The organism is Roseateles chitinivorans, from assembly GCF_002761755.1.
Classification (GTDB): Bacteria; Pseudomonadota; Gammaproteobacteria; order Burkholderiales; family Burkholderiaceae_C; genus Roseateles; species Roseateles chitinivorans.
This window is the reverse complement of sequence record NZ_PEOG01000025.1, coordinates 12657-26353: the sequence shown is the minus strand read 5'-3', so window position 1 is coordinate 26353 and position 13697 is coordinate 12657. Positions and strand designations below refer to the sequence as shown.

Annotated in this window: 10 protein-coding genes; 3 read left to right on the top strand and 7 right to left on the bottom strand. The window is 68.6% G+C overall.

The window, feature by feature from the left end; translation table 11 throughout:
• Positions 1-83: 83 nt before the first annotated feature.
• A complete protein-coding gene (locus tag CS062_RS26175) occupies positions 84-629 on the bottom strand; it encodes a hypothetical protein (protein WP_158238750.1) in 546 nt (181 codons plus the stop codon).
• Between CS062_RS26175 and CS062_RS11085 the strand changes: the two genes are divergently transcribed.
• The gene (locus CS062_RS11085) at positions 597-4886 is read left to right on the top strand and encodes a type I secretion C-terminal target domain-containing protein (protein WP_158238749.1); all 4290 of its coding nucleotides are present in this window, start codon (positions 597-599) and stop codon (positions 4884-4886) included. The two genes, CS062_RS26175 and CS062_RS11085, sit on opposite strands and share 33 nt — an antisense overlap.
• Before the next feature lie 23 nt (positions 4887-4909).
• On the opposite strand, the gene CS062_RS11080 is transcribed toward CS062_RS11085, so the two are convergent.
• The 5 genes from CS062_RS11080 to CS062_RS11060 all read right to left on the bottom strand — a co-directional run bounded on the left by CS062_RS11080 (position 4910) and on the right by CS062_RS11060 (position 10735).
• Positions 4910-6196 (bottom strand): hypothetical protein, encoded by a 1287-nt coding sequence (locus CS062_RS11080; RefSeq protein ID WP_143742312.1) that lies wholly within the window; start codon positions 6194-6196, stop codon positions 4910-4912.
• Positions 6197-6243: 47 nt separating this feature from the next.
• On the bottom strand, positions 6244-8037 hold the full coding sequence (aspS, locus tag CS062_RS11075; RefSeq protein ID WP_099861702.1) for an aspartate--tRNA ligase: 1794 nt from the start codon (positions 8035-8037) through the stop codon (positions 6244-6246).
• Positions 8038-8201: 164 nt separating this feature from the next.
• A complete protein-coding gene (locus CS062_RS11070; RefSeq protein WP_099861701.1) occupies positions 8202-8876 on the bottom strand; it encodes a DUF502 domain-containing protein in 675 nt (224 codons plus the stop codon).
• A 20-nt stretch (positions 8877-8896) separates the two neighbouring features.
• A complete protein-coding gene (locus CS062_RS11065; RefSeq protein ID WP_099861700.1) occupies positions 8897-9241 on the bottom strand; it encodes an FmdB family zinc ribbon protein in 345 nt (114 codons plus the stop codon).
• Between the two features lie 30 nt (positions 9242-9271).
• Positions 9272-10735: a high affinity choline transporter 1 gene (locus CS062_RS11060; protein ID WP_099861699.1), complete on the bottom strand. Its 1464-nt coding sequence runs from the start codon at positions 10733-10735 to the stop codon at positions 9272-9274.
• 301 nt (positions 10736-11036) lie between these two features.
• Here CS062_RS11060 and CS062_RS26170 point away from each other — a divergent pair, with 301 nt between their 5' ends.
• Both CS062_RS26170 and CS062_RS11050 read left to right on the top strand, forming a co-directional pair.
• Positions 11037-11258, top strand: a complete 222-nt coding sequence (locus CS062_RS26170; protein ID WP_158238748.1) for a FliM/FliN family flagellar motor switch protein — start codon at positions 11037-11039, stop codon at positions 11256-11258.
• Positions 11259-11379: 121 nt separating this feature from the next.
• Positions 11380-12099, top strand: a complete 720-nt coding sequence (locus CS062_RS11050) for a sigma-70 family RNA polymerase sigma factor (protein WP_099861697.1) — start codon at positions 11380-11382, stop codon at positions 12097-12099.
• A gap of 37 nt (positions 12100-12136) precedes the next feature.
• Here the strand turns inward: CS062_RS11050 and ubiB are convergent, their stop codons facing one another.
• Complete coding sequence (gene ubiB / locus CS062_RS11045; RefSeq protein WP_099861696.1) at positions 12137-13690, bottom strand: ubiquinone biosynthesis regulatory protein kinase UbiB; 1554 nt, start codon at positions 13688-13690, stop codon at positions 12137-12139.
• Positions 13691-13697: the final 7 nt, after the last annotated feature.

Below are 13697 nucleotides of genomic sequence, written 5' to 3'. Positions count from 1 at the left end.
ACGGTGGGGGCGGCAAAGGCAGCGCTGCGCCGATGCCGCCCGCCCTTCCGGGCGGTGACCTGCCGCCAAGACCGCCCGAGCCTTCACATCCGACGCCGCTCCCTCCGACCCGTCCGGACGATACCCAGCAACCGGGAGCGACTTCGCCGCAACCTGGTGAGCCCGCTGCGCCGCAGGACCCGGGTCACACCGAGGGTCCCGCGCAACCGCAGGACCCCGGCCATGCCGATGATCCCGTCCGCCCGCCGGACCCCGGTCCCACCGACGACCCCGCCCACCCGCAGGATCCCGGCCACACCGATGAGCCCATCGACCCGCAGGAGCCCGGCCATACCGATGACCCCATCAACCCGCAGGATCCTGGACACGACGACGACCCCGTCCACCCGCAGGACCCTGGCCATACCGATGTCCCCATCGACCCGCAGGATCCCGGCCATACCGATGACCCGATCAATCCGCCGGATCCGGGCCACATCGATGACCCGATCAATCCGCCGGATCCCGGCCACATCGACGACCCCGCAGATCCGCAGGATCCCGTCCAGCCGCCGGATCCCGTTGTCCCTCCTGAGCCCATCCCGCTCCCGCCACCGTTGACGCTCCAGCTCGCGCGCGACACGGGCCACTCCGACGCCGATGCGATCACCAACGACGCCACCATCGCGGTGACCGGGCTGGCTGCGGACGCCACCTGGGAGTACAGCCTGGACAACGGTCAAACCTGGCGGACCGGATCGGGCGACGCCATTGCGGCGAGCGCCTTCGGCTCCGATGGAGCGATGACGGTGCTGGCCCGCCAAAGCAATGCCGGCGGCACCAGCAGCACCACCACCTTGGACTTCACCCTGCTCACGCGGATGCAGGACCTGGACCTGCTGCCCACGGTCGGCGTCCAGACGACGTCGACGCGCACGGTCGACCGCGACACGTTCTCCACCGGCGTCGCGCTGACCGAGGACAACTTCCCGCTGGCCTCACGGGACGTCCATGAGCTGCGGCTTCGGATCGGCGGCGATGCCCTGGACCTCGTCAACGACCGGCTGCTGCTCGATCGAACGCTCAAGCTCGACGAAGACGCGCACGCCGATGACGTCGTCATCGGCGGCCTGGGAAATATGGCCTACCGCTACGACAGCGCCACCCGCACGCTGGTGATCGGGCGCACGGACGGCGGACCGCTGAGCGGGGAAGAAGCCGCCTTCGTGACCAACGGGATCCGGCTGTACAACGCGCAGGCCCGTCCGCACGAGGGCGACCGGCTCCTGTGGCTCAGCGCCGTGGACGTCGCCGGCAACGTCAGCCGGGAATCTGCCATCCAGGTCACGGTCGACCTGCGGGTCCCGTCCCTCGACCTCAACGGCGCGGCGGCCGGGCTCGACACGGACGTGGTGACGACGTCGCTGGCCCAGCCGCTGTCGCTGTGGTCGACCGGCTCCGTGCTGACGCACGCCAACCCGGATGCCACCTTCCGTAGCGTTCAGGTCCAGTTGAGCGGATCCGCCATCGGGCGCGATGACATGCTGTCCAGCACGGACGGCGGCAATGTCACCGCGATTGGCAGCGGTGCCACCCACTTCACTGTCGCGGGCACTGAATGGCGGTCGGTACAGGCCGGCGACACGCTGGTGTTCCTGCTGGCCGACGGATCGGAAGCGAGCACGGCCCAGACGCAGGCCATGCTGGCATCGCTGACGCTGCAGAACACGGCAGCCGCCCCGCTGCAGGGCGCGCGCAGCTACACCATCACGGTCGTGGACCACCTCGACCGCACCGCCACCGCCACCTCCACGATCAGCTACGACACCGTCGGTACCGTCATCGACCTCAATAGCCGGGAGCCCGGCCTCGATCAGTCGATCGCGGTGACGCCCGGCGCGCCCATGGCCTTCGCCATCGGCAGCCCGACGCGCATCACCGTGGCCGATGACACCGCGATCGTCCATCTGACCCTGAAGTTCACCAGCTCGGTCAGCGGGGCCTTCGCGACCGATGCCACGCGGCGGGAGCTGTTCGGTTTCATCCCCGCCGGCTCGCCGGACGACCTCAGCCGGATGTACGACCTGGGCAAGGGCAACATGGCGATGGACCTCGGCGCCACCTTGCCCGGCCTGCGCCTGTTCATGGAATTCAACGCGGTGGCCGGCGAGCCACCGACGGTGACGATCTCGTCCCGCCCCCTTGAGGACCCGCAGATCCCGTTCACCCCCGAGCAGGTGGTCCAGATCCTCAACGCGCTGTACTACCGCTGCGAAGCGAACACGGCGACAGGCAGCCGCACGATCGAGATCACGGCCACCGACCGCGCCGGCAATGTGAGCGCCGTCGCCGCGCGCACCCTGATCGACGTACGCACGCCCGACACGCCGGTGGTGACGCTGGACCGCGCCGGGGACAGCGGCCTGCACAACAACGATGGCGTGACCGCCGCCAACGGCAGCGACACCGCGCCGCTGCGGCTGACGGGCTTCGCCAAGGCCGGCTCGACGGTGACCGTGTTCGACGACCGCGACGCCGACGGCAGCGCCGGAACCGGCGAAATGCTGGGCACGGCGGTCGCCGGCAGCGACGGACGCTGGAGCCTCGCCTACACCGGCACCGCGTTGAGCGACGGCGCCCATCGCTTCGTGGCGACGGCGGACGGACGGACATCGGCGGCCTGCCAGGTCACGATCGACACGCAGTCGCCGCCCAGCCTGCTGACGATGGGCCATGCGCTCGCGCCGCGCCCGCTGCTGTCAGGCACCACCGATGCCAACATGGCGGTCACCGTGGAGGTGGACACCGACAACGACCTGTCCAATGGCTACGAGGTCCGCTACGCCACCCGTTCCGATGCGACCGGCCACTGGGCCGTCGACACCGCCACCGCCAAGCCCGCGTCGGGACTCGCGCGCGAGTTCGCTATCGGGGACACCGTCCAGGTGAAGGCGAGCACGGCGGACCTCGCAGGCAACGTCACCGTGCGCACGGGCAGCGGCAGTGTCGCCGCCTCGATGTACTCGATCTCCGACTCGCATGTGATCGAGGGCACCAGCGGCAGCCGGGACATGGTGTTCATGGTCACCCGCAGCGGCGACCTCACCGACGCCGGCAGCGTCCGTTATGCCCTCGACCGGAACGCCAGCTCGGCCAGCGACCTGGCGACGGACTCGGGTCGGGACTTCCAGGGCATCGACTCCGGCGAGGTCCGGTTCGAGGCCGGCGAGTCGAGCAAGATGATCCGCTTCAGCGTCTCGGGCGACTACTACCGTGAGGTGAACGAGAAGCTGGTGGTCCGCCTCGAAGCGCCCGCCAAGGGGGAGATCTCCGACGGTGTCGGCATCGGCAACATCAACGAGATCGACATCAACCGCCTGCAGGCCGCCTATGGCCTGCGCGACCTGAATCCGCGGCAGAACGATTTCGCGATCCGCGTGCGGCGCAGTTCGGACAACGCCGAGCAGGACATCGGATTCGACGTCAATGGCGAGCTCGACCGGACGGCGCTGCTGGACTTCGTCGGCCGGAGCGTGTCGGACCAGGGCTTCGTGACCCGGTGGTACGACCAGTCCGGCAATGGCCGGGACATGTCGCAAACCGAGGCGACCCGGCAGGGGGTGATCGTCAGTGAGGGCGTGGTCGTGCAGCGCGCCGACGGTTCCGCGGCGATCAGCTTCAACAACGGGCGCAACGGCACCAACAACGACTACATGGTGGCCGACGGCGTCGCGGCGACCGACTGGAAAAGCGCGGTGGTGTACGCCAAGGTGCAGTCGGAGGGCGGCGCCGACGGCACCCTGTTCAACCTCGGTGACGTCGATGGCGGACGACTGAGCGCCTGCTATCCGGAAGCGACTGCCGGCAGAGGCTACGTGTTCGACGTCAACGGCTACGACGGCAGCGCGCGCCTGACGCGCGCGCTGAGCGCGTCGGACGCGCTGCTGGGTCGCAGCAACGACCTCGTGTTCGAAGCCCACAGCGGCAACGCCGACCAAGGCTCGGCCTCGATCAACTACACCGATGGCCGACAGGTGATCTTCGAGAACGGCGTCAGGGTCATCTCCGACGGCACCCTGGCGGATCAGTTCCAGACCGGGACCGAGTGGAAGCTGGCTTGGCACGGCCTCCGCGCCGGTGTCGACACCGGCTACTACCAACAGGCGATGTACAACGAGTTTCTCGTCTTCCTCGACAAGGAGGGGACCGCCACGCCAACGGTCCAGTCGTTGCTGGGCACGGCGGGCAACGATGTGCTGACCTATGCCGGCGAGGCCGCGGTCACCCGCATGGACGGCCTGAACGGGCAGGACGCGCTGTACCTGTCAGGCGCCGCGAACCTCGACTTCGGCGCGTTCTCCGGCGGTGTGAAGGGCCTGGCGCAGGTGTGGATGGACAACGGATCCGCCAACACGCTGACCTTGACCTCGGCCACCGTGTCCGCCAACGGCATGCCGAGCCTGACCGTCCGCATGGACCAGGGGGACGCGGTGGTGCTCGATGGCCGCCGCATCGACCATGACGCCGAGCAGGCGCAGACCGTGATCGTCGGCAGCCGCTTCAACGATGTCCTGGTCAGCACGGAGCGCAATGACGCGATGGTCGGCGGCGCCGGGGCCGACACCTTCCAGTGGCTGAAGGGCCAGCACGGCCATGACACCGTCCTGGACTTCACCAACGCTCAGGGCGATCGGCTGGACGTGACGCAGTTGCTGCAGGGATTCGACGCCGGCCTCGAGGCGCAGTATTTCAACCGCACGGTGGACGCCAACGGTCATGCGGTCCTGCAGATCGACGCGGACGGTCACGGCGACTTCGCGCAGGCCGACTTGACGATCACGCTGGCCCAGCTGAGCACCACCGACGCGATCGCTGTCCTGACCTCGGCGGGGATCTCGGTGCTCTGACCGATCGGTGTGCCGCCGGCCCGTCAGCCGAGCCGCGCCACGAGCCGACGCGCGCCCTCCAGCGCGTCGGCGAGCATCCCCGCTCGCTCGGCCTCGTCGGTGGACTGGCTCATCCGCTCGATCGTCTGAAGCAGCGCCTGCGCCTGCGCCGCGGCTTCGTGGCGCGAGGCGACCGGCGCCTCTTCCTGCGGCGGCTCCGCATCGAAGCGCGCCAGTTGCTCCAGGCGAGCCGGCAACTCCGTCTGCCCCAGCAGCGCCAGCGTCGCCTCCAGGCGTTGGCGCTGCTGCTGGTGATGCCAGCTCGGCCCCAACTGTCCTTGCTCGGCCATCAGCTGGCCCAGGCGGCCATGCGCGAGCGCCTGCACCGCACGCGACTGCAGCGCCTCGCCCAGCGCCAGGGCCTGCTCGGCCGGGGCCACCGCCTCGGCGCCGGACAGCAGCTCCGACATCAGCAACAGCACTTGCGCCTGCAGCCAGCGGTAGCGGCAGCGCCGCGCCAGGGACTCCGCCTGCGTGGCGAGCGCGAGCGCCTCGGCAGCCGCGGCGGTGTCGCGCGCGCAGCGGGCGTGATGCCACATGGCCTCGGCCTGGTAATCCAGATGGCCGGCCTCACGCGCGGCGGCTCGGGCTTTCTCCAGCCGCGCCATCGCCGCCTGCGGGCTCTGCGTCGCGCGCAGCGACACGGCCCGGTTCAGGCCGATCTTGGCGCGCAGGTAGGCGTCCTGCGTGAGCTGCGGATAGTGGCGCTCGGCTTGGTCCAGCATGCGTCCGCCACGCGCCCAGTCGCCCAGCGCGAAGCACAGCTGCGCCAGGCCGATGCGGGCCAGGCACGCCCAGCGTGTGGCATCGCCGGTGAGCTCCAGCGCCTCGCTCCATGCATTGCACGCCTGGACGTAATCACCGCGCTGGTAGTGCAGACGCCCCAGCGCCTCGCTGAGTTCCGAGGACTCCTCGCGCAAGCGCTGCTGATGGGCACGGTTCAGCGCACGTTCAAGTTCCCGCTGCAGCTCCGGCCCGCGGCCCCAGCGCTCCAGAATGAAGAACGCCCCGAGCAGCGCCTGGAACGGCGGCTCGCTCTCGCGCTCGATGATGCGCTGCAGCCGAGGCAGCGCCAAGCCGGGACGGCGCATGACCAGCCGCTCCCAGCGCGCCTGTGGCGACAGCGCCGTCCGCGCGGCAACACCACCACCGCGCCGCGCGCCCGCGGGACGCATCCGCCCGCTCCGGCCCTTGCCAACACCCTCACCCTGCTCGCCGATCGCCATGTCCGTTTCGTCCGAAGCCGCCTGGTCGGCGGAAGGCGGAAGCATATACGGGTGGCGGACGGCGCCGACGGGCGCCGCCGCTCAGAGGGCGATCAGGCCGACGCCGCGCCCGGGTTGCGCAGGCGGATGTGCAGTTCGCGCAGCTGCTTCTCGTCGACATAGGACGGCGCGCCCGTCAGCAGGCATTGCGCGCGCTGCGTCTTCGGGAAGGCGATCACGTCGCGGATGGACTCGGCCTTGGTCATCAGCGTCACCAGGCGGTCCAGGCCGAAGGCCAGGCCGCCGTGCGGCGGTGCGCCGTACTGCAGGGCGTCCAGCAGGAAGCCGAACTTCACGCGCTGCTCCTCGGGGCTGATGTTCAGCGCCTCGAAGACCTTGGCCTGCACGTCGGCGCGGTGGATACGCACCGAACCGCCGCCCAGCTCCCAGCCGTTGAGCACCATGTCGTAGGCCTTGGCCACGCACTTGCCGGGGTCCGAGACCATCAGGTCCTCATGGCCGTCCTTCGGCGCGGTGAACGGGTGATGGACCGCGGCCCAGCGCTTGTTCTCCTCGTCTTCCTCGAACATCGGGAAGTCGACGACCCACAGCGGCGCCCACTTGTCCTCGAACAGGCCGGTCGACTTGCCGAATTCGCTGTGGCCGATCTTCAGGCGCAGCCCGCCGATCGCGTCGTTGACGATCTTGGCCTTGTCGGCGCCGAAGAAGATCAGGTCGCCGTCCTGGGCGCCGGTGCGCGACAGGATGTCGGCCACCGCCTTGTCGTGCAGGTTCTTCACGATCGGCGACTGCAGGCCTTCGCGGCCCTTGGCCGTTTCGTTGACCTTGATCCAGGCCAGGCCCTTGGCGCCGTAGATCTTCACGAACTCGGTGTAGCTGTCGATCTCGCCGCGGCTCATCGTCGCGCCGCCCGGCACGCGCAGCGCGACCACGCGGCCGCCCGGCGTCGTGGCCGGACCGGAGAAGACCTTGAAGTCCACGTCGCCCATCACGTCGGTCAGCTCGGTGAACTCGAGCTTCACCCGCAGGTCGGGCTTGTCCGAGCCGAAGCGGTGCATCGCCTCGGCGTACTTCATGACCGGGTAGTCGCCCAGCTCGACGTTCAGCGCCTTGCGGAAGACGTGGCGGATCATGCCCTCGAACATCGCGCGGATCTCTTCCTCGTTCAGGAACGAGGTCTCGATATCGATCTGCGTGAACTCGGGCTGGCGGTCGGCGCGCAGGTCCTCGTCGCGGAAGCACTTGGTGATCTGGTAATAGCGGTCGAAGCCGGCCACCATCAGCAGCTGCTTGAACAGCTGCGGCGACTGCGGCAGCGCGAAGAACATGCCGTCATGCACCCGCGACGGGACCAGGTAGTCGCGCGCGCCCTCGGGCGTGCTCTTGGTCAGCATCGGGGTCTCGATGTCGACGAAGCCGTGCTCGTCCAGGAACTTGCGCGCCTCCATCGCCACTCGGTAGCGCAGCATCAGGTTGTTCTGCATGTACGGGCGGCGCAGGTCCAGCACGCGATGCGTCAGGCGGGTGGTCTCGGAGATGTTCTCGTCGTCCAGCGGGAAGGCCGGCGTCACCGACGGGTTCAGCACTTCCAGTTCATGGCACAGGACCTCGACCTTGCCGCTGACCAGGTTGGCGTTCTCGGTGCCGGCCGGACGCGCGCGCACCTTGCCGACGATCTTCACGCAGAACTCGTTGCGGACCTCTTCGGCCACCTTGAACATCTCGGGGCGGTCCGGGTCGCAGACGATCTGGACCAGGCCTTCGCGGTCACGCAGGTCGATGAAGATCACGCCGCCATGGTCGCGGCGGCGATGGGCCCAGCCCATCAGGGTCACGGTCTGGTCCAGCAGCTTCTCGCTGACTTGGCCGGCATAGCAGGTACGCATGGGGTTCTCCGGAAATTTCGATGGTCGGGACGGCGCTGGCGGCGAGGCGTCGATGCGGATCGGGACGCGCGCGGCCAGCGCGGGAAAGACGGATTCAGGGAATGGGCGCTGGCGGGGTCCCGCGGACCCTCAGGACTGAGCGCTTGCCGGGGCGCTCAGCCCGGTCAATTTCGGGCGGCCTCGCTCGGCAGGACGATCGCCGGCTCCCCCTGAGGAGCGACGACCCCCATCGAGATGATGTATTTGAGCGCCTCGTCGACGCTCATCGCCAAAGGCCGCAATTGCGCGCGGGGCATCATCAGGAAGAAGCCCGAGGTCGGGTTCGGCGTCGTCGGCACGTACAGCGCGACGTGATCCTCCGGATCCGCGCCGCTGAGCGTGCCCAGCTGCTGGGCCACCTCGCCGCCGGGCTTGCCGGTGACGAAGGCGATCGTCCACGAGCCCTGGTGCGGGTACGGCACCAGCACGGCTTCACGGAAGGCGTTGCCGCTGGAGGAGAACAGCGTGTCCGAGACCTGCTTGACCGAGCTGTAGATGCTCTTGACGATCGGGATCTTGTAGAGCAGCCGGTCCCATTGGCGGAGCCACCACTGGCCGAAGATGTTCGCGACGAACATGCCGGTCAGCATCAGCAGCGCCACCATGACGACCACCCCCAGGCCGGGGATGTCGTGCAACTGCTTGAGCGAGGTCTGCGCCGACAGCGGCAGCACCGCGCCAACCGCCGACAGCAGCCAGACGAAGACGCCGTCGATCATGCCGAGGACCCACAGCAGCACCCAGACGGTGATCGCGAGCGGGAGCCAGACCAGCAGGCCGGTGATGATGTACTTTCTCATGCCTGGGTCCGGCCTCGGCGTCAGTGGCAGGCGCAGGAACCGCCGCAGGCGGTGCCCGACGAGGCCGACGTGCCGGAGGAGGATTCGGACGAGGCAGCGGTGGTCCCACCGGAGGCCGGGGCGGCCTCGCCACCGGCGGCCGGCGCGGCGGCCGGCGTGGCTGGCGCGCTGGCGCCCCCCGATCCGCCGCGGAAGTCGGTCACGTACCAGCCCGACCCCTTGAGCTGGAAGCCGGCGGCAGTGACTTGCTTCGAGAAGCTCTCCGCGCCACAGGCGGGGCAGAGGGTCAACGGGGCATCGGACAGCTTCTGCAGCACGTCTTTCGTGTGGCCGCAGGCGCCGCAGCGGTAGGCGTAGATCGGCATTTGGTGGGGGAACGGGTCAAAAACCCGAAATTATATAGAGTGGCCCGCCGGCTCCGCGCCGGCCAGGCGGTGGTGGCTGCCGTGCACGTCGCGGATCGCCTGGGGGCCCAGCGAGCCGACCAGCATGCCGACGATGCCCGCCAGCAGGCCCGCCAGCTGGGCGGGGAACTGCTCGCCGGCCGGCGTCACCAGGAACAGGATCCAGGTAACCACGCCCAGCACGATCGCGAAGATCGCGCCCTGCGTCGTCGCGCGCTTCCAGTAGAGGCCGAACAGCAGCGGCACGAAGGCGCCGACCAGCGTGATCTGGTAGGCGCTGGAGACCATCTCGTAGATCGACGTCCCCTGCAGCGCGATCGCATAGGCGCAGACGCAGACCGAGAACAGCAGCACCGCGATGCGCATCGTGCGCAGTTCCTGCTTGTCGGACACGCGCGGGAAGAACTGGCGCCAGATGTTCTCGACGAAGGTCACCGACGGCGCCAGCAGCGTGGCCGAGGCGGTCGACTTCAGCGCCGACAGCAGCGCGCCGAAGAACACGACCTGCATCACGAAGGGCATCTTGTCGATCACCAGCGTGGGGATCACCTGCTGGGGGTCCTCGGCGATCAGCTGCTTGGCCTCGGTGGGCATGATGATCAGCGCGCTGACGACGATGAACATCGGCACGAAGGCGAACAGGATGTAGCAGATGCCGCCGATGACCGGGCCGCGGGTCGCGGCCTTGATGTCCTTGGCCGACATGACGCGCTGGAACACGTCCTGCTGCGGGATCGAGCCCAGCATCATCGTGATGGCCGCACCGAGGAAGAACACGATGTCGTGGAAGCTCGGCTCGGGCAGGAAGCGGAACATGTCCTGGCTGGACGCCAGTGCGATGACCTTGTCGGCGCCGCCGGCCATGTCGGCTGCGAACCAGGCGATCAGCGACAGCCCCACCACCAGGATGATCATCTGGATGAAGTCGGTCACCGCCACCGACCACATGCCGCCGAACAGGGTGTAGGCCAGGATCGACGCCGTGCCGATCATCATGCCCACCGGGATGCTGATCGCGCCCCCCGACAGCAGCTTGAACACCAGGCCCAGCGCCGTGACCTGCGCCGCCACCCAGCCCAGGTAGGACAGGATGATGATGAAGCTGCAGACCACCTCGACCACGCGGCCGTAGCGCTCGCGGTAGTAGTCGCTGATCGTCAGCAGCGTCATCTTGTAGAGCCTGGCCGCGAAGAACAGGCCCACCAGGATCAGGCAGGAGCCCGCGCCGAACGGATCCTCGACCACGCCGTTCAGGCCCGTCTGCACGAACTTGGCCGGAATGCCCAGCACGGTCTCGGAGCCGAACCAGGTGGCGAAGGTGGTGGTGACGATCATCACCAGCGGCAGGTGCCGGCCGGCGATGGCGAAGTCCGCCGTGTTCTTCACCCGCTTGGCGGCCCACAGGCCGATCGCGATGGTGACAAGCAGGTAAAGGATGACCAGGGTCAGGAGCATGGCAGCGGGCCTTGGGAATGCGGGGAGGCGGGAGCGCAGGAGTCCGGCGCACAAAAAATTGCGCGCGGATTATCCCCGGAACCTCGGGGACCGCTGACCAGGGTCCTCCCGCTCAGGAAATCCGCATTTCAGCGGCACCCGAGCGGGGGGACCGACCCCTTCTCACCATAAATCTGCATGTCTGCTCCTCTATTTAGGTCAGGGGGCGCATGTCTCACGCGAGTTCCAGGGATGGGGCCGCCAAGGGGCTCCCATTCCAATCCCTTCCACGCCCTGCCACCGCCACCCGGAGCCCCGCAACGTGGATGCCCTGACCGTAGACCTGGATTTCATCGTCGGCCGCGTCGCCCTGACTGTCGGCGAACTGAGCGGACTCGCGACCGGTCGGATCCTCCCGCTGGACACCTCGACGCCGGCGCTCGTGCGCATCGTCGCTCACGGCACCGAGCTCGGCCTCGGCCGGTTGGTCGAGGCCGAGGGCCGGTTGGCGGTCGAGGTCCTGCAGTGGGGCAACCCGCGCTGATGCGCGCGGCGCGCTCTTCCCTCCCCTGCCCCAGGGAGCCACCGGCTCCGGGAGACACCCACCGGACCGCGGTCCGGGTCCTCGCCGGACGGGTTTCCCGAGGTCTTCTTCGAGTCTGTCCATGAGTCATCACACCGAAGTCACACGCCGCCCGGCCGGCCCCCTCGCGAGCTCCGGGGCGACGAGCGCCACGCCGCCCCACCCTTCCAGCGACGGCGCCTCCGCGCCGCACGCCGCGCCAGACGAACCGGTCGACCCGGAGCTGGCCCGGCAGCGTCAGCAACTGGTCCTGTCCCACATCGTCAAGATCGCGCACGAGGCACGCAGCGACTCCAGCAAGCTCAAGCGCTTCCTGCGTCGCTACGAGCGCTCACCGGGCGAGCTGGACGACATCATCCAGGACGCCATGCTCGAGGCCACCCGCTGCGCCGACCGCTTCCAGGGCCGTTCCACCGTCGAGACCTGGTTCTTCGGCATCGCGGCCAACGTCGCTCGCAACCATGTCGCGCGCTGCGCCAAACGCAATCGCCAGATGGAAAGCCTGGACGACGCGCCGCACACGCGGGATGGCGAATCGGTCCACCATTCGCGCGACCGAAGCAAGGACGTCAGCCAGCAGGTCGCCTACCGGCAGCTCGCCGGCATCGTCGACGTGACGCTGTCGGGCCTGTCGCCCGACCTGCGCTGCACCTTCGATCTGGCATGTCTGCAGGAGGAGTCCTACCGCGAGGTCGCCGCGCTGCAGGCGATCCCGATCGGCACCGTGCGCTCACGCGTGAACCGCGTCCGGACCCTGCTGCGGGCCCGCCTCAAGCAGGAATTCGCCGACTACGCGGTCTGATCCCGGCGCGCCCGGCCTCCCGGCCGGACGAGCGCGGTCAGTCGATCCAGCGCATGACGAGTTGGGTCAGCACCAGGGCGAGCGTGAAGCCGCCGATGCCCCAGAGCAGCGTCTGAAGCAGATGATTGGTCCGCCGCTGCTCCAGCAGCAGCTGCCGTGTCAGATCCGAATGCCCGCCTTCGGCGCGTTGGCGCAGCACCTCGTGCATCAGGCGCGGGAACTCCGGCACCATCTGCGCGAAGCGCGGCGCCTCCTTTTTCAGTTGCCGCACGAAGGCGCGCCAACCCACCTGCTCATCCATCCAGCGCTCGAGGAAGGGCTTGGCGGTGGCCCAGAGGTCCAGCTCAGGATCCAGCTGCCTGCCCAATCCTTCAATGTTGAGCAGCGTTTTTTGCAGCAAAACCAGCTGCGGCTGAATCTCGACGTTAAATCTGCGGGAGATCTGAAACAGCCGCATCAGCACCTGGCCGAGCGAGATGTCCTTCAGCGGCTTGTCGAAATGGGGCTCGCAGACGGTGCGCACCGCCCCTTCGAGCTCATCGACCCGGGTTTCGGGCGGGACCCAGCCGGATTCGATGTGGAGCTCAGCCACGCGCTTGTAGTCGCGACGGAAGAAGGCGATGAAGTTCTGCGCGAGGTAATCCTTGTCGACCTCGGTGAGCGTGCCGATGATCCCGAAGTCCAGCGCCACGTAGTTGCCGAAGGTGTGCGGATCCAGGCTGACCTGGATGTTCCCGGGGTGCATGTCGGCATGGAAGAAGCCGTCCCGGAACACCTGGGTGAAGAAGATCGTGACGCCATCGCGGGCCAGCTTCTTGATGTCGACCCCCGCCTCCCGCAAGCGCTCGAGCTGCGAGATCGGCACGCCGCGCATCCGCTCCATCACGATGACCTCGCTCCGGCAGAGCTCCCAGATCATCTCCGGCACCAGCACCAGGCGCAGGTCCTGCATGTTGCGCCGCAATTGGGCGGCATTGGCGGCCTCGCGCACCAGGTCGAGCTCGTCGTGCAGGTAGGTGTTGAACTCGGCGACCACCTCGCGCGGCTTGAGCCGGCGGCCGTCGGCGGAGAATCGCTCCACCCAGCCCGCGACGGTGCGCATCAGCGCCAGGTCGTCCTCGATGATGTCGAGCATCCCCGGCCGCAGCACCTTCACGGCCACCTCGCGGCCGTCCGGCAGCGTCGCGAAGTGGACCTGCGCGATCGATGCGCTGGCCACCGGCTCGGCTTCGAAGGTGGCGAACAGCTCCTCGATGCGGCGCCCGAAGGCGCGCTCGATCAGCTCGCGGGACAGCTCGGCCGGGAACGGCGGCACGTTGTCCTGCAGCTTGGCCAGTTCCTCGATCATGTCCGGCGGCACCAGGTCGCGCCGCGTCGACAACAGCTGCCCGAACTTGACGAAGATCGGTCCGAGCCGCTCCAGCGCGAGCCGCAGCCGCACGCCGCGCGGCTGGTCCCAGGCGCGGCCGACCGAGATCAGCCGGCGCAGGAAGCGGAAGCGCCGCCGCTTGAGCGTCGACAGCGCCAGCTCATCCAGCCCAAATCGGTAGAGGGTCCAGACGATGACCAGCAGGCGGGACAGATACCTCATGCCTCAG

Bases quoted from the DNA above. Each gene is read 5' to 3' on its own strand.
- CS062_RS11080 (WP_143742312.1), bottom strand. From the start codon at position 6,196: ATGCTTCCGCCTTCCGCCGACCAGGCGGCTTCGGACGAAACGGACATG.
- aspS (WP_099861702.1), bottom strand. From the start codon at position 8,037: ATGCGTACCTGCTATGCCGGCCAAGTCAGCGAGAAGCTGCTGGACCAG.
- CS062_RS11070 (WP_099861701.1), bottom strand. From the start codon at position 8,876: ATGAGAAAGTACATCATCACCGGCCTGCTGGTCTGGCTCCCGCTCGCG.
- CS062_RS11065 (WP_099861700.1), bottom strand. From the start codon at position 9,241: ATGCCGATCTACGCCTACCGCTGCGGCGCCTGCGGCCACACGAAAGAC.
- CS062_RS11060 (WP_099861699.1), bottom strand. From the start codon at position 10,735: ATGCTCCTGACCCTGGTCATCCTTTACCTGCTTGTCACCATCGCGATC.
- CS062_RS11050 (WP_099861697.1), top strand. From the start codon at position 11,380: ATGAGTCATCACACCGAAGTCACACGCCGCCCGGCCGGCCCCCTCGCG.
- ubiB (WP_099861696.1), bottom strand. From the start codon at position 13,690: ATGAGGTATCTGTCCCGCCTGCTGGTCATCGTCTGGACCCTCTACCGA.